Annotated in this window: 15 protein-coding genes and 3 pseudogenes; 7 read left to right on the plus strand and 11 right to left on the minus strand. The window is 69.4% G+C overall.

What is annotated here, in order from left to right; all coding sequences use genetic code 11:
• From AC6EI8_RS13920 to AC6EI8_RS13940, 5 genes and pseudogenes are all read left to right on the plus strand, one after another.
• The coding region (locus tag AC6EI8_RS13920) for a LysR family substrate-binding domain-containing protein (RefSeq protein WP_498382199.1) at positions 1-626 on the plus strand (626 nt) is incomplete at its 5' end.
• A 179-nt stretch (positions 627-805) separates the two neighbouring features.
• Positions 806-1,798 carry an SDR family oxidoreductase gene (locus AC6EI8_RS13925; protein WP_226105360.1) on the plus strand — a complete coding sequence of 331 codons (993 nt, stop codon included), beginning with the start codon at positions 806-808 and terminating at the stop codon, positions 1,796-1,798.
• A 567-nt stretch (positions 1,799-2,365) separates the two neighbouring features.
• Complete coding sequence (locus AC6EI8_RS13930) at positions 2,366-3,637, plus strand: MFS transporter (RefSeq protein ID WP_498382200.1); 1,272 nt, start codon at positions 2,366-2,368, stop codon at positions 3,635-3,637.
• A gap of 132 nt (positions 3,638-3,769) precedes the next feature.
• Positions 3,770-4,993: a chromate efflux transporter gene (gene chrA / locus AC6EI8_RS13935; protein ID WP_498382201.1), complete on the plus strand. Its 1,224-nt coding sequence runs from the start codon at positions 3,770-3,772 to the stop codon at positions 4,991-4,993.
• A gap of 233 nt (positions 4,994-5,226) precedes the next feature.
• Positions 5,227-5,859, plus strand: a pseudogene (locus AC6EI8_RS13940) (UdgX family uracil-DNA binding protein); the annotation flags it as partial.
• 137 nt (positions 5,860-5,996) lie between these two features.
• Here the strand turns inward: AC6EI8_RS13940 and AC6EI8_RS13945 are convergent.
• The 6 genes and pseudogenes from AC6EI8_RS13945 to AC6EI8_RS13970 form a co-directional block, all read right to left on the minus strand.
• Positions 5,997-6,380: a Na+/H+ antiporter subunit G gene (locus AC6EI8_RS13945; protein ID WP_149318172.1), complete on the minus strand. Its 384-nt coding sequence runs from the start codon at positions 6,378-6,380 to the stop codon at positions 5,997-5,999.
• Between the two features lie 10 nt (positions 6,381-6,390).
• Positions 6,391-6,666 (minus strand): K+/H+ antiporter subunit F, encoded by a 276-nt coding sequence (locus tag AC6EI8_RS13950; RefSeq protein ID WP_149318171.1) that lies wholly within the window; start codon positions 6,664-6,666, stop codon positions 6,391-6,393.
• A complete protein-coding gene (locus AC6EI8_RS13955) occupies positions 6,651-7,154 on the minus strand; it encodes a Na+/H+ antiporter subunit E (protein WP_149318170.1) in 504 nt (167 codons plus the stop codon). The genes AC6EI8_RS13950 and AC6EI8_RS13955 overlap by 16 nt, the downstream gene beginning before the upstream one ends.
• Positions 7,151-8,701, minus strand: a complete 1,551-nt coding sequence (locus tag AC6EI8_RS13960) for a monovalent cation/H+ antiporter subunit D (RefSeq protein ID WP_498382202.1) — start codon at positions 8,699-8,701, stop codon at positions 7,151-7,153. Before AC6EI8_RS13960 ends, AC6EI8_RS13955 begins: the two co-directional genes overlap by 4 nt.
• Before the next feature lie 167 nt (positions 8,702-8,868).
• Positions 8,869-9,189: pseudogene (locus AC6EI8_RS13965) on the minus strand (Na+/H+ antiporter subunit C); the annotation flags it as partial.
• Positions 9,189-11,996 (minus strand): monovalent cation/H+ antiporter subunit A, encoded by a 2,808-nt coding sequence (locus AC6EI8_RS13970; protein ID WP_498382203.1) that lies wholly within the window; start codon positions 11,994-11,996, stop codon positions 9,189-9,191. The gene AC6EI8_RS13970 and the pseudogene AC6EI8_RS13965, both read right to left, overlap by 1 nt.
• 382 nt (positions 11,997-12,378) lie before the next feature.
• On the opposite strand from AC6EI8_RS13970, the gene AC6EI8_RS13975 reads away from it, so the two are divergent.
• Positions 12,379-12,807 carry a hypothetical protein gene (locus AC6EI8_RS13975; RefSeq protein WP_043437284.1) on the plus strand — a complete coding sequence of 143 codons (429 nt, stop codon included), beginning with the start codon at positions 12,379-12,381 and terminating at the stop codon, positions 12,805-12,807.
• Positions 12,808-12,961: 154 nt separating this feature from the next.
• Here the strand turns inward: AC6EI8_RS13975 and AC6EI8_RS13980 are convergent, their stop codons facing one another.
• From AC6EI8_RS13980 to AC6EI8_RS14000, 5 genes are all read right to left on the minus strand, one after another.
• Entirely contained in the window at positions 12,962-13,177 is a 216-nt protein-coding gene (locus AC6EI8_RS13980; RefSeq protein ID WP_149318166.1) for a hypothetical protein, read from the minus strand.
• Positions 13,178-13,219: 42 nt separating this feature from the next.
• Positions 13,220-13,669, minus strand: a complete 450-nt coding sequence (locus AC6EI8_RS13985; protein ID WP_053823726.1) for a PA2169 family four-helix-bundle protein — start codon at positions 13,667-13,669, stop codon at positions 13,220-13,222.
• 263 nt (positions 13,670-13,932) lie between these two features.
• On the minus strand, positions 13,933-14,529 hold the full coding sequence (gene ribA, locus AC6EI8_RS13990; protein WP_149318165.1) for a GTP cyclohydrolase II: 597 nt from the start codon (positions 14,527-14,529) through the stop codon (positions 13,933-13,935).
• A gap of 209 nt (positions 14,530-14,738) precedes the next feature.
• On the minus strand, positions 14,739-16,166 hold the full coding sequence (cls, locus tag AC6EI8_RS13995; RefSeq protein ID WP_226105350.1) for a cardiolipin synthase: 1,428 nt from the start codon (positions 16,164-16,166) through the stop codon (positions 14,739-14,741).
• Between the two features lie 288 nt (positions 16,167-16,454).
• Positions 16,455-18,299 (minus strand): EAL domain-containing protein, encoded by a 1,845-nt coding sequence (locus AC6EI8_RS14000; protein ID WP_226105348.1) that lies wholly within the window; start codon positions 18,297-18,299, stop codon positions 16,455-16,457.
• Positions 18,300-18,793: 494 nt separating this feature from the next.
• Between AC6EI8_RS14000 and AC6EI8_RS14005 the strand changes: the two are divergent.
• Positions 18,794-19,361: pseudogene (locus AC6EI8_RS14005) on the plus strand (methyl-accepting chemotaxis protein); the annotation flags it as partial.

Genomic DNA, 19,361 nt, shown 5'->3' on the forward strand with positions numbered 1-19,361 from the left:
GGAGCGCGGGGCAATTGACGATCGGGCTGGTGTCCTCGGCGCTGTTCGATACGCTGCCGCGCGCGCTGCGCGAGCTGCGCCGGCGCGCGCCGGGCGTGCGCGTGATCCTGCGTGAGATGAGCAATGCCGAGCAGGCCGAGGCGCTGCGCACGGGTGCCATCGATCTCGGCCTGATGCACACGCCGGTGGCGGTGGGCGGACGCATGCGGGAGCGCCCGCTGCTGCGCGACCGGCTGGTGGCGGCGATTCCCGACGAGCTCGCGCCCGGACCGGACGGCAAGGTGTCGCTGGCGCAGATCGCCGAGGCCGGGCTGGTGATGTATCCGCAGGCCCAGCTGCCGGCCTTCTATGCCGGCATTCTCGATGCGATGCGCAAGGCCGGCCACGAGGCCCACGTCGCGCAGGAGGCCAACCGGACGCTGACCGTGCTGGCCTGCGTCGCAGGGGGCTGCGGCGTGGCGCTGTTGCCGAGCTGGATCCGTTCGCTGAACTTCCGCGGCGTGCGCTTTTGCGAGGTCCGCGACGGCGATGCGCTGCCGACCTTCGACCTGTCGGCGATCTGGCCGGCGCGCTCGGTGCCGACGCTGGCGGATCTTTTCGCCAGCCTGGAGATGGGACCGGCGTAGCAGCGCGGCACGGGCGCGGACAGGCACCGCGGCGAGCAGGCACGGCGGGGACGGGCTCAGCGTCCGACACACTCGCCGGATGACACGCTCGGCGGATAACAGGTTCGGCAGGGGATGTCGCCGTGGCATGCCGTTTGCATCGTCACCCCGCACGATTGCCGATCCGCGAAGGAGTGACCATGCGTCCGTCCCGTCCCGTCACCATCGTCATCACCGGCGCGTCCAGCGGCATCGGACGGGCCACCGCCGAGGCCTTCGCCCGCAGAGGCGTGCGCCTGGTGCTTGCGGCGCGCGGAGAAGCGGCGCTGCGCGAAGTGGCCCATGTCTGCGCGGCGCACGGCGCCGACACGTTGATGGTGCCGACCGACGTCGGCGACGCGGAAGCCGTCGCGGCGCTGGCCCGGCTCGCGGCCGACACCGGCGACGGCCGCATCGACGTCTGGATCAACAATGCCGGCGTCGGCACGGTCGGCCTGCTGGAACAGACGCCGGTGCATGCCCACGAGCGCGTCCTGCGGACCAACCTGATCGCCTACCTGTACGGCGCGCACGCGGTGCTGCCCTACTTCAAGCGCGAGGGACACGGCACGCTGATCAATGTGCTGTCGATGAACGCCTGGTCGCCGTCGGCCTATGGCGTGTCCTACACCGCCAGCAAATATGGGCTGCGCGGCTTCAGCGAGGCGCTGCGCGCCGAGCTGCTGCCCTTCCCCGGCATCCACGTCTGCGACATCTTTCCGGCGGTGGCCGATACGCCGGCCTTTCGGCATTGCGCCAACTACACCGGCAAGGCGATCCGGCCGCCGCGGCCGCTGGTCGATCCCCGTGCCATCGCCCGTGCGATCGTGCGGGCGGCGGCGCGGCCGCATCGCCAGGCGACCACCATCGGCAGCGTGGCGTGGCTGTCCCGCGTCGGCAATCTGGTCACTCCGGGCCTGACGCGGCGCTTTTCCCAGCAGCTCGCCCAGCGCTATCTGGACCGGGCCGACCCCGCGCCGCGCACCGACGGCAATCTGTTCGATCCGACCGAGGGCTATATGGCGGTGGACGGCGGCTGGCGGAACCGCAACGAGGGCTCGCGTGCCACGCAGGCCGGCCTGATCGGCGCCGGTCTGCTGGCCCTGGGCGTATCCCTGGGCATATTGGCCCGGCGGCGCCGCCAGGCCGACTAGGGCCTGGCGAGAACCCTCCGAGAACCTTCCAAGAACCTTCCGAGAACCTTCCGAGAACCTTCCGCGAGCCTTCCGAGAACCCTCTGAGAACCCTCTCAGAACCCTCTGAGAACCCTCTGAGAACCCTCTGAGAACCCTCCGAGAACCCTCCGAGAACCCTCCCAGAACCCTCTCAGAACCCTCTCAGAACCCTCTCAGAACCCTCCCAGAACCCTCCCAGAACCCTCCCAGAACCCTCCCAGAACCCTCCCAGAACCCTCCCAGAACCCTCCCAGAACCCTCCCAGAACCCTCCCAGAACCCTCCGAGAACCCTCCGAGAACCCTCCCAGAACCCTCCGAGAACCCTCGGAGAACCGTCCCGGAACCCTCCGCATGGCGGTGCCGTCATGCTGCGTCGCAGCACGGGCGCGCGTTTTGCTTCACAATAACGGCCAAACCGGCCGCCCGGATCGCTTCGCTCGCTTCGATCGCGACCGAGCGTGCCAGCGGGCCGCAGAGCCCGCGCTCCGGTTTATCACAAGGTCCAAACAACACGCGTCCGCGCGATCTCTTGCAGTCATCTCCTCATGTCCGCCCCTGACGGTAGCCCATACGATCCGATCGACTCCTTTTCACACGACGCTCCCGCCCCTTCCCCAGCCGCTTCCTCCGCCACCAGCAAGGCGGAGCGCCGCGCCGGGCGGCTCGCGCTGCTGGCGCTGGGTGTCGGCGGCTTCGCCATCGGCACCGGCGAATTCGTCATCATGGGCCTGCTGCCCGACGCCGCCAGCGACCTGGCCATCACGATCCCGGCCGCCGGCCACCTGATCAGCGCCTATGCGCTCGGCGTGGTGATCGGCGCCCCGCTGCTGGCGGTGCTCGGCGCGCGGTTGCCGCGCCGCACCCTCCTTCTGGCGCTGATGGCGGTGTTCGCGATCGGCAACTTCGCCAGCGCGCTGGCGCCCGGCTACGGCTCGATGATCGTCGCGCGGCTGCTGACCGGCTTTCCGCATGGCACCTACTTCGGCGTGGCGGCGCTGGTCGCCGCCAGCCTGGTCGCGCGCGAGCGCCGCGCGCAGGCGGTCGGCATGGTGATGCTGGGCCTGACCGTCGCCACGCTGGTCGGGGTGCCGATCGCCGCGGCGATCGGCCAATGGCTGGGCTGGCGCTCCGCATTCGCGCTGGTCGGCCTGATCGGCGCACTGACGGTGTTGCTGGTCTGGCGCTGGGTGCCGTTCGTGCCGGCCGACCGCCACGCCAGTCCGCTGCGCGAGTTGTCCGCGCTGGGCCGCAAGCAGGTCTGGCTGACGCTGGGCATCGGCGCGATCGGCTTCGGCGGCATGTTCGCCGTGTTCAGCTATATCAAGCCGACGATGATCGAACTGGCGCACATGCCCGCCGGCGGCATCCCCTTCGTGCTGGCGCTGTTCGGCGTCGGCATGGTGATCGGCAATCTGGCCGGCTCGAAGCTGGCCGACAAGGCGCTGATGCCGACCATCGGGGGCGTGCTGGTCTGGTCCGCTGCGGTGCTCGGCGCCTTCGTGCTGACCGCGCCGCACGCCTGGCTGGCGTCGGCCAATGTGCTGCTGATCGGCACCGTGGTCGCGCTCGGCCCGGCCCTGCAGATCCGCCTGATGGACGTCGCCGGCGATGCGCAGACGCTGGCCGCGGCGCTCAATCACTCGGCCTTCAACATGGCAAACGCGCTGGGCGCCTGGCTCGGCGGCGTGACCATCGCGGCCGGCCTGGGCTGGCAATCGACCGGCTGGGTCGGCCTGCTGCTGGCGGCGGGCGGCCTGGTGGTCTATCTGCTGTCGCTGTCGGACGCCTCGCGCCGCGGCGCACCGGCCACCGCCTGAGGACGGGCCGCAACCGGGCACGACGGCCCGCGATGGCCTGCGATGGCCTGCGATGGCCGATCGATCATCGCGCTGCGCTACCATGGCGTTCCCTGCACCCGAGCCCACGCCAGCCCCATGGAGCCAGAACCGATGCCGGCCACCGACGGCCATACCCTCGCCCCGCATCGCCATCCGGTCTGGGAGGTATTCCTGGCCTTCCTGCGGCTGGGCCTGACCTCGTTCGGCGGACCGGTCGCGCATCTGGGCTATTTCCGTCAGGAATTCGTGGTGCGCCGGCGCTGGTTCGGCGAGCGCGCCTATGCCGATCTGGTCGCGCTGTGCCAGTTCCTGCCGGGCCCGGCCAGCAGCCAGGTCGGCATGGCGATCGGGCTGTCGCGCGCCGGCTTTGCCGGCATGCTGGCCGCCTGGGTCGGCTTCACGCTCCCGTCGGCCATCGCGCTGATCCTGTTCGCGCTGACCTTGTCGGCGTGGGGCAATGTGCTGCCCGCCGGCATGCTGGCCGGGCTGAAGATCGTCGCGGTGGCGGTGGTCGCGCAGGCGGTCTGGGGCATGGGCCGCTCGCTGTGTCCGGACCGTCCCCGCGCGACGATTGCCGCGGTCGCGGCCTGCGTGGTCGTGCTGGTGCCCGGGCCGCTGGCCCAGGTCGCGGTGATGGCGGCAGCGGCGCTGCTGGGCCGCGCGTTGCTGAAGACGGCCCCGGCCGGCGAGCACGAGGCCTTGCCGATTGCGGTCGACCGCCGGCTCGGTGCCCTGATGCTGTCGATCTTCGCCGCGCTGCTGGCACTGCTGCCGCTGGCGGCGCAGACCTGGCCGGGCCAGGCACTGGCGCTGATCGACGCCTTCTACCGGGCCGGCTCGCTGGTGTTCGGCGGCGGCCACGTGGTGCTGCCGCTGCTGCAGGCCGCGGTGGTCCCCAACGGCTGGGTCGACAACGACGCCTTCCTGGCCGGCTATGGCGCGGCGCAGGCGGTACCCGGTCCGCTGTTCACCTTCGCGGCCTTCCTCGGCGCGGCGATGCGGATTGAGCCGAGCGGCTGGGCTGGCGGCGCCCTGTGCCTGGTCGCGGTCTTCCTGCCGTCCTTCCTGCTGGTCGCCGGCGCCCTGCCGTTCTGGGAACGGCTGCGCCGCAGTCCGCATGCCCAGGGTGCACTGGCCGGCGTCAATGCGGCGGTGGTCGGCGTGCTGCTGGCAGCCTTGTACGATCCGGTCTGGACCAGCGCGATCCACCGCCCGGCCGACTTCGCGCTGGCGCTCGCGGCGCTGGTGGCGCTGATGTTCTGGAAGCTGCCGCCGTGGCTGGTGGTGGTGGCCTGCGCGCTCGGCGGCTGGGGGCTGTCGCTGTTGCCGCTCTGAGCCGGCCCGATCCCGTCCGAGCCGATCGGATGAGGATCGAGGATCGAGGATCGAGGACCGAGGATCGAGGACCGAGGACCGAGGATCGAGGATCGAGGATCGAGGATCGGGATCGGAATCGCGGTCGTGGATCGAAGACCAGGATCAGCGACCCAGGATCGCGCTCGGCGCCGTTGGCATGCGGCGTGCTTGAAACGAGCAACGCGGCTCGCCAGCACCGCTGCCCACGCGCCATGTCCTCACCATCCCGCCCAACTCCACCCGACGACGCGCCCGACCCCGCACCGGAACCGTCCGACCAGCGGCCGGCCACGCTCGATGCCTGCCGCCGCTGCGACCTGTGGCGCAATGCCACCCATGGCGTGCCCGGCGACGGCCCGACGCCGGCGCCGGTGATGGTGGTCGGCGAACAGCCCGGCAATCAGGAAGACCTCGCCGGCAAGGCCTTCGTCGGGCCGGCGGGCCGGCTGCTTGACGAAGCATTCGAAAAAGCCGGCTTGTCGCGCGAGTCGGTATTCCTGACCAACGCGGTCAAACATTTCAAATGGGAGCTGCGCGGCAAGCGGCGGCTACACAAGACACCGGCACAACGGGAGATCGAGGCCTGCGGCTATTGGCTCGAGGACGAATTCGAACGGGTGGCGCCGCGCGTGGTGGTGGCGCTCGGTGCGACGGCGCTCAAGGCCGTGCTGGGCGTCAAGGCGACGGCGCTGCGCAAGGTGCTGGGCCAGCCGATCGAGCACGAAGGCCGCACCGTGATACCGACCTACCACCCGTCCTATGCGTTGCGCGTGCCCGATCCCGCGGCGCGCGAGGCCGCCTTCGATGAAATCGTCGCAGCCTTGAAGCTGGCCGCGAAGGTCAGCGGCAAGGCGGCGCGCAAGGGCGCCGGCAAGACGGTCGCGAAACGCGCCGTCGCCAAGTCGCCGTCGGCGTCGTCGTCAGAGTCCGCGCCCAAGCCCAGGCCCAAACCAGGGCCAAAACCAAAACCGGCCGCGGAACCCTAGCGCTGCTCGATGCCGTCGTCGTCCTCCGGCTCGGCCTCCGCGCCGCGATCGGTCAGCCACGGCCGGCCGCGCGTGACCGGATGGACCGGCACCCGTTGCTGCATCGCCGCCTTGGCCAGCATATGCGCGCTGATCGGCGCGGTCAGGAACAGGAAGGCCGTCAGCAGGATCTCGTGCAGGCTCCAGCCCTCACCCAGGCTGCTGAAGTAGACGACGGACGCGATCACCACCCCGCCGACGCCGAGCGTGGTCGACTTGGTCGGCCCGTGCAGCCGCATGAAAAAGTCCGGCAGGCGCAGCAGGCCGATCGCGCCGACCAGCGTGAACAGGCTGCCGATCAGCAGCAGCGCGCAGACGATGGCCTCGAGGTAGAACGGCATCGCAGGCTCCCTACTTCAGCTCGATGATGTCGCCGCGCTGCAGATACTTGGTCAGCGCGACCGTGCCGATGAAGCCCATCACCGCGAGCAGCAGCGCCACCTCGAAGAACTGCGCGGAGCCGAGCCAGATGCCGAACACCACGATCAGCGCGATCGCATTGATGTTCAGCGTGTCGAGCGCGACGATGCGGTCCGGCAAGGTCGGGCCGATCAGCAGCCGCAGCAGCGTCAGCAGGAAGGCGATGCCGAGCATCGCCAGCGAAATCGGAATCACGACGGCAAGCATAGGAAGATCTCCCTCAACGGCGCCTCGTAGCGCGACTTGATGCGCGCGATCATGTCGTCCGCATCGTCCAGATCGAGCACATGGATCAGCAGGCAGCGGCGATCGTCGCTCAGTTCGGCGCAGACCGTGCCCGGGCTCAGGGACACAATGCTGATCAGCGCGGTCAGCGCGATCTCGTGCTCGGATTCGAGCGGAAGCTCGATAAAGGCCGGTTGCAGGCGCGCGCCACGCACCAGCACCAGCCAGGCGACATGCACGTTGGCGACGACGATGTCGACGGCGACATGCCAGATCAATCGCAACGCGAGCCAGGGCCGCGCCAGCCGCAGCGGCCGCAACCACAGCCGCCGGCCGACGCGCAGGCCAATGGCCCAGGCCAGCAGCGCGCCCAGCAGCCAGTCGCCCGGCGCGGCGGCATTGCCGAGCAGCAGCCAGACCGCGAGCAGCATCGCGCTGAGCCAGGGATGGGGCAACAGGCGCCGCATCATCGTGCCGGCTCCGTCGGCGCGCCCAGCACCGCCCGCGTATAGGCGGCGCGGTCGAACAGTTGCAGCGCGGTTGCGTCCAGATAGCCGGACAAGGGCCGCGCGAACACGACCAGTGCCACGCTGCAGGCCAGCAGCAATGCGCAGCAGACCAGCTTGGCCGCGTCCGGGCGGCGCACCGGCGGCGTACTGGCCTGTGGCCGCGTCACCATGCCGTGCTCGTGCGCGGCGGCGGCTGCCGGCCCCTGCCACAGCAGCCGGCTGCCGGTGCGGCTGATCGCCACGATCAGGGCCAGGCTGGACACCAGTACCGCGGGCCACAGCACCGCCGCGCCGTTCCACTCGCCATACAGCGGCACCGCCTGCATCAGCATCACCTTGCCGATGAAGCCCGACAGCGGCGGCAGCCCCACCACGGCGATCGCGGCGGTCAGGTACAGCGTGCCGGCCAGCCGCGAAACGCCGCCGCCGACGGGCATCCTGCCGGACGGCAGCTCGAGCGAATCGGCCAGCAGGAACAGCGCGGCGGTGCCCACCGTGGTGCTGGCCAGGTAGTACAGCGTCGCGCTCCAGGCCTGGGGCGTCTGCATCGAGACCCCGGCGCACAGCAGTCCGACCGATACCAGCACGAGGTAGCCGGTCAGCCGTTTCATCGAACGCGCCGCCAGCGCGCCGCATGCGGCCAGCACCATCGTGACGATCGCCAGCCACCACAGCCAGTGGTGCATGAAGGCGCCGAACCAGCCGCGCCCACCGTCGAACAGCAGGGCATGGCAGCGCAGGATGGCGTAGATGCCGACCTTGGTCATGATCGCGAACAGCGCGGCCACCGGCCCGGCCGCCGCGGCATAGGCACGCGGCAACCAGAAGGACAGCGGAAAGATCGCCGCCTTCAGCCCGAACACCAGCATCAGCATCGCGCCGGCCGCCAGCGCCAGCGGTACCTCCGATGGCGCTGGCCGCGCCAGCCGCTCGCCGAGGTCGGCCATGTTCAGCGTGCCCGTGATGCCGTACAGCACGCCGATCGCCAACAGGAAGAACGAGGAGCCGACCAGATTGAGCACGACGTAATGCAGGCCGGCGCCAATCCGTTCGCTGCCGCCGCCATGGACGAGCAGCGCGTACGAGGCGATCAGCAGGATCTCGAAGAACACGAACAGATTGAACAGATCGCCGGCCAGGAAGGCGCCGTTCAGGCCCATCAGCTGGAACTGGAACAAGGCGTCGAAATGCCGGCCGGCACGGGTATCGCGCTCGCCTGCGCTGAGCACAGCGGCCGCGCCGAGCAGCGCCGTCAACAGCAGCATCAGCGCCGCCAGCCGGTCCAGCTGCAGCACGATGCCGAACGGCGCCGCCCAGTTGCCCAGCGCGTAGACCGCGATGTTGCCGCCGGCTGCCTGGCCGACGAGGCCGGCCGCAATCGGCAGCAGCGCCAGTGTCGCCAGCACGCCCAGCCAGCGCGAGCGTGCGCGCCAGCGGGCCGGCATCACCACCAGCAGGCCGCCGCAGAACAGCGGCAGCAGGATGGGCAGCAGCATGGCGTGGTTCATCGCGCCTCCTCGCTGGCCGGGGACGGAGCGGTCGATGGCGCCGTTGATGGTCCCGTTGGTGGCGCCGTTGGTGGCGCCGTCGAGGGCGATGCCGAGCGCGCGCGCTCGGCATCCTCCGGACGTTCGGGCTCCGGCGGCTGCCCGGGTACCGCCGACGATGGATCGGCCGGCTCGTCGCCGTCCACATGGTCGCTGCCGCGCAGCGCACGGGAACGCAACGCCAGCACCATGATGAAGGCCGTCATCGCGAAGCCGATCACGATCGCGGTCAGCACCAGCGCCTGCGGCAACGGGTCCGCATACTGCGCGCCGGGCGCGATGATCGGCGGCTTGCCGGTGGTCAGCCGGCCCATGCCGAGCAGGAACAGCGTGACCGCATAGGTCAGCAGCGTCAGTCCGAGCACCACCGAGAAGGTACGGGCGCGCAGCACCAGATAGATTCCGCAGGCGGCGAGCACGCCGATGGCGGCGGCGAACAGGGCTTCCATCAGGCAGTCTCCGCGATCTCGCGCGCGGCGGCCACCCGCTTGTCGCGCACGCCCAGGTGGGACACGATCAGCAGCACGGTGCCGACCACGGTCAGATAGACGCCCAGGTCGAACAGCAAGGCGGTCGCCAGTTCGATCTCGCCGATCCAGGGCAGATGGAAGTGGCCGAAGGCGGTGGTCAGGTACGGATAGCCGAACGCCCAGCTCCCCAGGCCCACCAGCCCGGCGGTCAGGATGCCGGCGCCGGCGATGGCGCGATGGTGCAGCGTGATGCGCGACTCGGTCCACAGCACGCCGCTGGCGATGTATTGCAGCAGCAGCGCCACCGCGGTGATCAGCGCGGCGACGAAGCCGCCGCCGGGCAGCTGATGCCCGCGCAACAGCATGAAGATCGCCACCAGCATCGTCAGCGGCAGCATCAGCCGTGCCAGGATCGCGAGCAGCAGCGGATGGCTCTGGCGCGACCACGGCATGTCGTTCGGGCCGGCGGTCGGCGCCGGCAGCCGCAGGCCCTTGAGCAGCGCATGCACGCCGAGGCCGGCGATCAGCAGCACGCAGATCTCGCCCAGCGTATCGAAGCCGCGGAAATCGACCAGGATCACGTTGACGACGTTATGCCCGCCGCCGCCCGGCACGCTCTGCGCGATGAAGAAATCGGCAATGGTCTGGTGCGGGCGCGTCATCACCGCGAACGCGGCCACGCCGACGGTGCCGCCGCCGGCCAGCGCCAGCGCGGCATCGCGCAGATGCCGCGCGGTGCCCGCGCGCTCCGGCAGGTCGACCGGCAGGAAGTACAGCGCCAGCACCAGCAGGATGACGGTGACCACTTCGACCGAGATCTGCGTCAGCGCCAGGTCGGGCGCCGAGAAACGCGTGAACGCCAGCGCCACCATCAGCCCGCACAGGCTCGCCATCAGCAGCGCCACCACGCGCTGCCGGCGCGCCGCGACCACGGCGATGGCGCCGATCGCCAGCAGTACCAGGCCGGTCGCCGTGACCGGGTCCGCAGGGGACAGCGGCGCCGGGCCCTGGGCCTGCTCGAGCTCGAACAGATAGCGGGCAGGCAGCAGCACCATCGCCGCAATCGCGAAGGCCAGATAGCGCTGCAGCGAACCGTTCTCGAACAGCAGCGCCAAGCGGCCGGCGGCGCGCTCGATGCGCTCGATCGCATCCTCGAAGCGGTCGCGCGCGTTCAGCTGCGGCAGCTTCGCGTGATAGTGGCGGAACGAATCGCGGCGCAGGAAGAACAGCGCAGCGCCCGCCGCCATCGACAACGCGCTCATCGCGAGCGGCAGATTGAAGCCATGCCAGGGGCTCAGGCTGTAGATCGGCAGCGGCGCGCCCATGGTGCCACGCGCGGCCGCATCGAGCAGGCCGCCGACGGTGTGGTTGGGGAAGAGCCCCACCACCAGGCAAGTGACCACCAGGATCTCGACCGGGATCTTCATCCAGCGCGGCGGCTCGTGCGGCGGATGATGGGGCAGGTCGTCGGGCTCGCCGTCGAAGAACACGCCATGGATGAAGCGCAGCGAGTACGCCACCGTCAGCGCGCCGGCGGCGGTCGCCAGCGCCGGAATGGTCCAGTTGAACGGACCGAGCAGGCCCTGTGCCAGCGTCTCGCCGAAGAACATCTCCTTGGAGAGGAAGCCGTTGAGCAGCGGCACGCCGGCCATCGCCAGCGAGGCGACGATGGCCAGCAGCGCGGTGTGCGGCATGTAGCGGCGCAGCCCGCGCAGGCGGCCCAGGTCACGCGTGCCGGTCTCGTGGTCGATGATGCCGGCGGCCATGAACAGCGAGGCCTTGAACCCCGCGTGGTTCATGATGTGGAACAGCGCGGCCACCGTGCTCAGGCCGGTGTCGAGCCCGAACAGCAGCGTGATCAGGCCCAGATGGCTGATGGTCGAATATGCCAGCAGCCCCTTCAGGTCCCGCTGCACCAGCGCCATGCCGGCGCCCACCACCAGCGTGGCGAGGCCGGTCAGGCTCAGCATGTAGAACCACCAATCGGTGCCCTCGAGCACCGGATACAGCCGCGCCAGCAGGAACACGCCGGCCTTGACCATGGTGGCCGAGTGCAGATACGCCGAGACCGGCGTCGGTGCCGCCATCGCGTGCGGCAGCCAGAAGTGGAACGGAAACTGCGCCGACTTGGTGAAGACCGCGAGCAGCACCAGCACGATCATCGGTGGATACAGCGGGTGCTTCTGCACGGTGCCCGCGCTGGCGATCACGTCGGACAGCTCCATGCTGCCGCAGATATGGCCGAGCAGCAGCACCCCGGCGAGCAGCGCGAGCCCGCCGCCGCCGGTGATTGTCAGCGCCATGCGCGCGCCCTTGCGCGCATCGGAGCGATACGACCAGAAGCCGATCAGCAGGAAGGAAACGATGCTGGTCAATTCCCAGAACACGACCAGCAGCAGCAGATTGCTCGACAGCACCACGCCGAGCATCGCGGCCATGAACAGCAGCAGCAGCGCGAAGAAGCGCGCGGTCGACTGGCTGCGCGACAGGTAATAGCGCGCGTACAGCAGCACCAGCAGGCCAATGCCCAGCACCAGCAGCGAGAAGGCGAAGGACAGGCCGTCCAGGCGGAAGCTCAGCGCGAAGCCCAGGCCGTCGAGCCACGGCATGCGCCAGGCCAGCACCTCGCCGCTGAAGATCTCGTGCCGCACGCTGGCCAGCAGGGCCAGCCCGAGCATCGGCGTGCCCAGCACCAGCGGCGCGGTCAGCGCTCGCAGATGGCGGCCGACCAGCGGCGTCAGCATGGCCGCGACCAGCGGCAGAGCGATCAGCCACAGCATCACCATCTGTCGTCTCCGGCAGAGGGTGCGGGAAGGCGAAGGGAAGGCGGCGGGCCCAGCCGCGCCGAGCATCGTGTGCGCAACATGCGGCTATTGTGCCCCATGACACTGCCGCCGCGGCAATCGTTATGTCTGCCCTAAAAATAATTCACATCGAATCCGGGCCATTCGGCGCGGGCCTGCATGCCGCACCGTTTGTATCACCGCATTCCAAAGATCGCGGCCATTCGGGATAGCACGAGGTTGGATCGCCCCCCGGCGCCTACATATACTGGCATGCGGCCTGCATCGACGGCCGCACGACGCATCGTCCACGAGCAAGCACACGCACCGCGCCACTACCCCTGTCGCGCGGGACGACCGCACAACACCGAACCGGGAGCGGAGAATGGGGATGCTGACTGAAGAACAATACCAAGCCACGCAGGAATCGCGCCGCGCCGGATTGCGCGCGCTGCGCGCCGCGCTGCTGAAATCCCACAAGGAGATCATCCAGCACGACCGTAACGAATATGAACGCCTCTATGGCCCGATCCCCGCGGGCCAGTTCGTGCAGATCGTCACCGAGGACAACTACTTCCGCTGGCTAGACCCGCTGTCGCGCCTGATCGTCGAGATCGACGAGGAGCTCGACGGGCCGAAGCACCATGATGGCACCTGCCGCGCGGTGGCCGAGGCGGCGGCGCGGCTGTTCAGCACGCAGGGCGATCCGGCGTTCCGCGAGCGCTATCACGAGGCGCTGCAGGACGAGCCCGCGGTCACCGTGGCGCACGGGCAACTGATGTCGGTAATCGCACAACTTCGCAAGCTTCCCTAGGGGACGCGCAAGACAAGACGCGGGAGCCTTGCGGCTCCCGCGTCTTTGCTTTTGCGTACGGCCAGAACCTGGCAGGGCCAGTTGCGCGACCGATCCTCGCGGTCAATCCTGCCGGGCAACCCCTGCGGCCAATCGCCGCATCCGGCCCGGGCGATCAGCCGGGGCCACCAGCCTGGCCGCCCTTGCGCGGCCTGCCGCCCTGCCCTTCACTGTCGTCCTTGTCGGGCTCGACCGCGATCGGGTCGCTGGCCGGGAACGTTTCCTCCAGCGCCTCGTCGAGGTTGCGCTCGGTATGGTCCTCGGCCGCCCCGCCCTTGCCTTGCTGGCCGGAGCGGGGAACCGCGGTGTCGGGCTTGCCGGGCTGGCTCATCGTCTGTCTCCTTCGCGTGGCGGTGGCGGCGGCCTCGGCCGCTCAGGTCGCGCGATAGCGGTTGCGCAGGTCGCGCACCAGGTCATGGTTGCGCAGCACGCCGTGATACTGGCGTTCGATCAGCGCGCGCACTTCGAAGCTCAGATCGTCGTGCTGGAGGGCGTCCGCGTATTTCTTCTTGGCCACGTCCTCGCCGCGCTCGCATTCCTCAAGGATAGACAGATCGGTGCGATTCGCGACCGCGCTGCGCAGGCTGACCCAGCCGCGATGCAACGCGCCGGCCACGCTGCCGCCCTCTTCCGGCCGGCCACCCAGCGCGATCACCTGCGACTGCAGCTCGCGGATGGCGGCGCCGATCTCGGTCGCGCGGCTGGTGAACAGTTCCTTCAGCTCAGGATTGGTGGCATCCTCGGCGGCCTTCAGAAAACCTTGCTCGCCGTCGCGCGACACCTCGATCAGATCGTTGAGCACATCGACGTTCTTGTCTGCCATGGCGACTCCTCGTTATCGTGATGCCGCCGCATGCCGCGGCGGCGGTTGCAGGACGGTTGCAGCGAGGCTGCAAAACGGCGCGCACCGCGTGCGGTGCGACCATGCCTTCACGATAAGAGAAGCGGCGGGCGGGGACTGTAAGCAGGCCGCCCGAGAAGCTGTCGGCCGATGCCTACAGGGTTGCCCCCAAGGACCGGGAGCGGTGTCGCGCGCGTTCCCGGACGCGTTGTCCGGCGAATTGTCCCCCGTTGTCCGGCGCGCCGTCAGTCGAGCAGATGCCCGAGCCGCACGCGCTTGGTGGCCAGGTACTTTTCGTTCTCGGCGTTGGCCGGCACGCTGTGGCGCACCTGCTCGAGCACGGTGATGCCGGCCTCTTCGAGCTGCTGCCGCTTGCGCGGATTGTTGCTCATCAGCCGGATCGATTTGACGCCCCATTGGCGCAGCAGATCGGCGGCGAAGGCATAGGTGCGGGAGTCGACCGCCTGCCCAAGCGCCAGATTGGCATCGACCGTGTCGAGCCCGCCATCCTGCAGGCTGTATGCGCGGATCTTGTGGCCCAGGCCGATGCCGCGGCCTTCGTGGCCGCGCAGGTACAGCAGGATGCCGCGGCCCTCTTCGGCGATGCGCTCCATCGCCAGCGCCAGTTGCTCGCCGCAATCGCAGCGGCACGAACCGAATACGTCGCCGGTCAGGCATTCCGAATGCAGCCGCGTCAACACGCCCTCGCCGGCGATGTCGCCGACGCTGAGCGCCAGGTGTTCCGTCCCGCTGGTCGCGCCCTTGAAGGCGTGAGCGGTGAACTCGCCGAAGCGGGTCGGCAGCCGTGCCGAACCGATCAGCGTGATTTCCGTGTCGTTCATATCATCTTGCCAATGCGTGTGCGCCGGATGCCGTGGCAGCGGCCGGGATGGGGTCCCGGGAGAGTCCGCTGCCGGCTGGGTGATGCCTGCCGATGGCCCCTTCCAGGGCGGCGCCTGACGGCAAGGATACCGCGAATCGGCAAAGGGCCGCTCGGGGCCCCGTGTCGGGCCTTTACCCAGGCCGCGCTTGCCGGCCCGGCGCGCAGCCCCTACAGGATCGGCGCGAACAGCTTGGCCACATGCATCGCCACGCGGCGGGGCCCCGGCGCGGCCAGGTATTCGTCGCGGCCGATCTCGCGTGCCTGGGCAAAATCGGCCAGCAGCATCCCCTCGACCTGGCTCGCGAAGGCGCGATCGGCCGTCATCACCGTCAGCTCGAAATTGAGCCGGAACGAGCGGTTGTCGAGGTTCGCGGTGCCGACCGCGGCCAGCTCGTCGTCGATCAGCATCACCTTCTGGTGCAGGAAGCCCGGGATATAGCGATAGATGCGGATGCCCGCGCAGATCGCCTGGTAGGCGTACAGCGTCGAGGCGGCGAACACCACCTTGTGGTCGGCGCGTCCCGGCATCAGGATGCGCACGTCGACGCCGCGCAGCACCGCCAGCCGCAGCACCGCGAACACCGCCTCGTCGGGCACGAAGTACGGCGTCGTGATCCACAGCCGGTTGCGCGCGGCCTGGATCGCCTCGACGAAGAACAGCGAGCAGGTCTCCTGCGAATCGGCCGGCCCGCTCGGCACCACCTGGCACACCATCGCGCCGGCCGGTTCGGGCGGCGGCAGCAGCAGCGTCGGCACTTCGCGCGCGGCCCAGTACCAGTCCTCCGCGAAGGTCATCTGCAGGTCCAGCACCGCCGGTCCGCGCACCTCGATATGGGTATCGCGCCAGGGCGCCAGCGGCGGCCTGCGGCCCATGTATTCGTTGCCGACATTGTGGCCGCCGATGAAGGCCCGCTCGCCATCGACCACCACCAGCTTGCGGTGGTTGCGGAAGTTCAGCTGGAAGCGATTGACGAAGCCGCGGTGCGGCGCGAACGCGCTGACCTTGACGCCGCACTCGGCCATGCGGCGAACGTAGTGGCCCGGCAAGGCATGGCAGCCGATGCTGTCGTACAGGAAATAGATCTCGACGCCCGCGGCCGCGCGCTCGCACAGCAGCGCCTGCAGCTCGCGCCCGAGCTCGTCGTCATGGACGATGAAGAACTGCACCAGCGCGACGCGGCGCGCGGACTTCAACGCGGCGAAGATCGCCTCGAAAGTGGCCTGCCCATCGACCAGCAGTTGCACATGATTGCCGGACAGGCAATGCAGCCCGGTCAGCCTTGGCAGTGCGCGCAGTCCCGGATGATGCGGCTGCCGGACGATGCAGGCCTCGCGCTCGCGCGGCTCCATGCCGTGGCGCAGTTCGCGCATCTGGGCGCGATAGAAGCGCCGCGCATTGACATAGCCGACGAAATTGCTGCTGCCGAACACCAGGTACGGCACCAGTGCCAGATACGGTATCAACAGCAGCGAACCGGCCCAGGCGATGGCGCCGGGCGCGGTGCGGACCGTCATCACGGCATGCATGGCGGCGAACACGCCGATCACGTGGAAACACAGGACAATCGTCGCGACAACGCTGGTGCTCAATAACATCGGCTGCCATCCGCTGCGGAATGCGGTTGAACGATGAACGGTGAACGATGATGAGTGAACAGTGAACACTGAACTGCCGCGCATTGTGGCATAGGCGGCCCGCATCGCGCCCGTCCATGTATGCAACATGGACGCGCTGATGACCTCGGCGCCTGCGTTTGCATTTTTTTTAGGCAGTCCGATGGGGCGACGCGCCGGCGCGCGCCTGGCGCCGTGGCCGGTCGGGTTATCCACACAATCTGTGGATAACCCGAACGCCCGTTCGCGAGCCGGGCGCTCGCCGGTCGCTCAATGTGGACGGCCCTCGCTGCGCTCTTCCGACGGACCGCCCGGCCCCAGCGTCGGCGTCAGGTCGACCACCGCGAAACCGCTCGGGTCCTTCTTGGCATCGCGCTTGGCCGCGGCCGCGGCGGCGGCAATATGGCTGCTGCCCAGGCGCCAGCCGTCGGTCTCGGTGCGGGCCACCCCGTGGGCCACGCGGACCGCGCCGATCGCCATGCTGACCATCGGGAAGAATGCGGTGCGGCCATGGCGGTCCTCGCCATGGATGCCCCCTGCCGCGCGGTCGTCCACGTCGTACAGTTCGCGCGCGGCGCGATTGAAGCGCGCGATCGCGCCGCGCGCCCGCTGGTTCCAGTCCGGGCTCTGGTACAGCACCAGGAAGTCGTCGCCGCCGACATGCCCGAGGAAGTCGCGCACCGGATCGCAGGCATCGGCCAGGATCGCGGCCGCGCCCTTGATCATCTCGTCGCCCTTCCAGTAGCCGTACTGATCGTTGAAGGGCTTGAAGTGGTTCAGGTCGACATAACAGGCGCAGAACGCCGCGCCCGCATCGAGCAGCCGGTCGACATGCTGGTTCAGCGGGATGTTGCCCGGCAGGAAAGTCAGCGGATTGGCATAGCGCGCCGCCTCCATGCGGATCTCGGTGACGGCGCGGATCAGGTCCGCGCCGGTGCCCAGGCCCGCATAGCGGCCGCCATCGGTGATGATGAAACCGTCGGCCAGATAGCGCTGGTTGCCGCTGGCCAGGCTCTTGGCCATGGTCTCGATGGTGGCCTCGCGATCGAAGCAGACCGGCTCGCGATGGGCCATCAGGATGCAGGCCTTCTTGCCATAGAGCTCGCGATGGAACGGCGCGGCATAGCGGTCGATGAAGCTCTGCCGGTTGATGATGCCGATCGGCCTGCCCTCCGGATCGAGCACGGCCAGCGCATGCAGCCCGGGATGGGCGTGGAACAGCGCCAGCACCTCGTTGTTGGTCTGCTCCGGCCGCACCGTCGGCGCGCGCCGCAGCAGCTTGCCGGCATTCGGCCCGGTCCAGCCCGAACGCACCACCTGCGGAAACACCGCGATCTGGCGCGAGCCCAGCGCCTGCACCACGTCATGCGGCGGCGCCTGCGACGGCTCCGGCAATGGCCGCCCCAGCAGATAGCCTTGGCCGAACGGCACGCCGAGATCGCGCAGCACCGCCAGCTCCTCGTTGTCCTCGATGCCTTCGGCAATCACGCTGATGCCCAGCGCATCGGCCAGGCTCAACACCGTGCGCATCAGTTCGAGCCGCCGCGAGCATGAGGCCACGCCGTGCACCAGCGACTTGTCGAGCTTGATGAATTGCGGCGTCAGCTGGACCAGCAGATCGAGGTTGGCGTGGCCGGTGCCGAAGTCGTCCAGCGCATAGCGCAGGCCGAGATCGCGCAGTACCGCCATCGCGTCGGCAAATGCCGCCATGTCGCCGATGCGGGTCTGCTCGGTCAGCTCGATCACCACGCGCCCCGGGGCCACGGTGTTCGCCAGCAGCGCCGCCATCCCGCGGCCATGATCGGCCAGCAGATGGCGCAGCGTCATCGGACTGAAATTTACGAACAGCGCGCCGGGCAACTGCAGCTCGGCGAAGCGCGCCAGCGCGGCGCGGGCCGCCTGCACTTCCAGCGCCATCGTGTCGGCGGGGCTGACGGCCAGCCGGAACAGCGCTTCGGGCGAGGCCAGCGGCGAGCCCTCGGGTCCGCGCAGCAGCGCCTCGTAGCCGAGCAGATCGGCCGACTCGAAGCGCACGATCGGCTGGAAGACGGCGCGCAGCGGCGGCAGACGCATCGGCGCAGCCGCTGCGGCGGATTCGATCACGGCAACGGACATGGGGATCTCGACAACGGTGGCAAGGACGCCGGGATGGACGCGGCGACGGCGTGTGTGGCCTGCGCCGGCATCGACGAGGCGCGCGGCAAGGCAGCCTATTTCATGACAGTCACATGACCGCCATATGACAACCCCGCCGCATGGCAGGACGTCACGGCGACGTCACATCCCCTCGCCAGCATCAGCCCAAAACAACAATTCACGGGCGCCGCATGCGGCGGGGGAAAGCCATGTTGCAAATATTCAGAACGGGGTGGCCGCGCTGGCGGTCAAGGTTTGGTTTGCGGTCGAGCACGGGCGCGGGGATCGCACCGATGCTCGGCACCGCTGCCACGGCGGACACGGCGCCAGCGGGCACGTCGCCATGGGGGCCATCGGGGCCACCGGGGCCGGCGTGGCAATCCGGGCCATCGGAGTCCTCGGAGTCCTCGCCTTGCTCGGCGGCCCGGCGCCGGCCACGCCTGCCGCTTGCCGCGCGCCTGGGCACGGCGTTCGTGCTGGTCTACCTGTTCGGCGCGGCGGCCGCGGTCAGCGGCATCGTCAATCTGGTCGCGCTGAAGGACAGGACCGACACGCTGTATCAGCGCGACATGCGCGGCTCGGTCGCGGCCGAGCGCGCCCAGTCGGCGCTGGCCGGCCTGGGACACGCCCAGCTCGCGTTGACGATGGCCACCAGCACGGCCGAGCGCGATACCGCCGCCCAACAGATCGCCCAGGCCCTGCAGACACTCGACACCACGCTGTCCGGCGTCGGCCGTGCCGCGCCGGATCAGGCCGAGGCGCTGGCGCGCGAGCGTGCCAACGCGGCGCAACTGATGCACGGCTATGTCGAGCTGTTGCGCAAGCAGCCGCTCGACGCGCTGCAATTCGACAGCGCCGTCTCCGTCGAGGGTCACTTCGTCGCCGAACAGCTGGCGAAACTCGGCACGCAGATCGAGCAGGCCCGTGCCCGCCTGGAGAAGCAGGCCGCCGATACGGTTGCCTCGGTGTCGTCCAGCCAGGCCCGCGCGCAGTGGATCACGATGGCGATGCTGGCCGCGAGCCTCGCGGCGGCCGCAGTGC

It is taken from the genome of Cupriavidus sp. R6-3 (genome assembly GCF_059772245.1).

What these genes read in the sequence shown, in the direction of transcription:
- AC6EI8_RS13985 (WP_053823726.1), bottom strand. Translation starts at nt 13,669, where the DNA reads ATGGCAGACAAGAACGTCGATGTGCTCAACGATCTGATCGAGGTGTCG.
- AC6EI8_RS13970 (WP_498382203.1), bottom strand. Translation starts at nt 11,996, where the DNA reads ATGGTGATGCTGTGGCTGATCGCTCTGCCGCTGGTCGCGGCCATGCTG.
- AC6EI8_RS13925 (WP_226105360.1), top strand. Translation starts at nt 806, where the DNA reads ATGCGTCCGTCCCGTCCCGTCACCATCGTCATCACCGGCGCGTCCAGC.
- chrA (WP_498382201.1), top strand. Translation starts at nt 3,770, where the DNA reads ATGCCGGCCACCGACGGCCATACCCTCGCCCCGCATCGCCATCCGGTC.
- cls (WP_226105350.1), bottom strand. Translation starts at nt 16,166, where the DNA reads ATGTTATTGAGCACCAGCGTTGTCGCGACGATTGTCCTGTGTTTCCAC.
- AC6EI8_RS13975 (WP_043437284.1), top strand. Translation starts at nt 12,379, where the DNA reads ATGGGGATGCTGACTGAAGAACAATACCAAGCCACGCAGGAATCGCGC.
- AC6EI8_RS13955 (WP_149318170.1), bottom strand. Translation starts at nt 7,154, where the DNA reads ATGATGCGGCGCCTGTTGCCCCATCCCTGGCTCAGCGCGATGCTGCTC.
- AC6EI8_RS13945 (WP_149318172.1), bottom strand. Translation starts at nt 6,380, where the DNA reads ATGCCGTTCTACCTCGAGGCCATCGTCTGCGCGCTGCTGCTGATCGGC.
- AC6EI8_RS13950 (WP_149318171.1), bottom strand. Translation starts at nt 6,666, where the DNA reads ATGCTTGCCGTCGTGATTCCGATTTCGCTGGCGATGCTCGGCATCGCC.
- AC6EI8_RS13930 (WP_498382200.1), top strand. Translation starts at nt 2,366, where the DNA reads ATGTCCGCCCCTGACGGTAGCCCATACGATCCGATCGACTCCTTTTCA.
- AC6EI8_RS13980 (WP_149318166.1), bottom strand. Translation starts at nt 13,177, where the DNA reads ATGAGCCAGCCCGGCAAGCCCGACACCGCGGTTCCCCGCTCCGGCCAG.
- ribA (WP_149318165.1), bottom strand. Translation starts at nt 14,529, where the DNA reads ATGAACGACACGGAAATCACGCTGATCGGTTCGGCACGGCTGCCGACC.
- AC6EI8_RS14000 (WP_226105348.1), bottom strand. Translation starts at nt 18,299, where the DNA reads ATGTCCGTTGCCGTGATCGAATCCGCCGCAGCGGCTGCGCCGATGCGT.
- AC6EI8_RS13960 (WP_498382202.1), bottom strand. Translation starts at nt 8,701, where the DNA reads ATGAACCACGCCATGCTGCTGCCCATCCTGCTGCCGCTGTTCTGCGGC.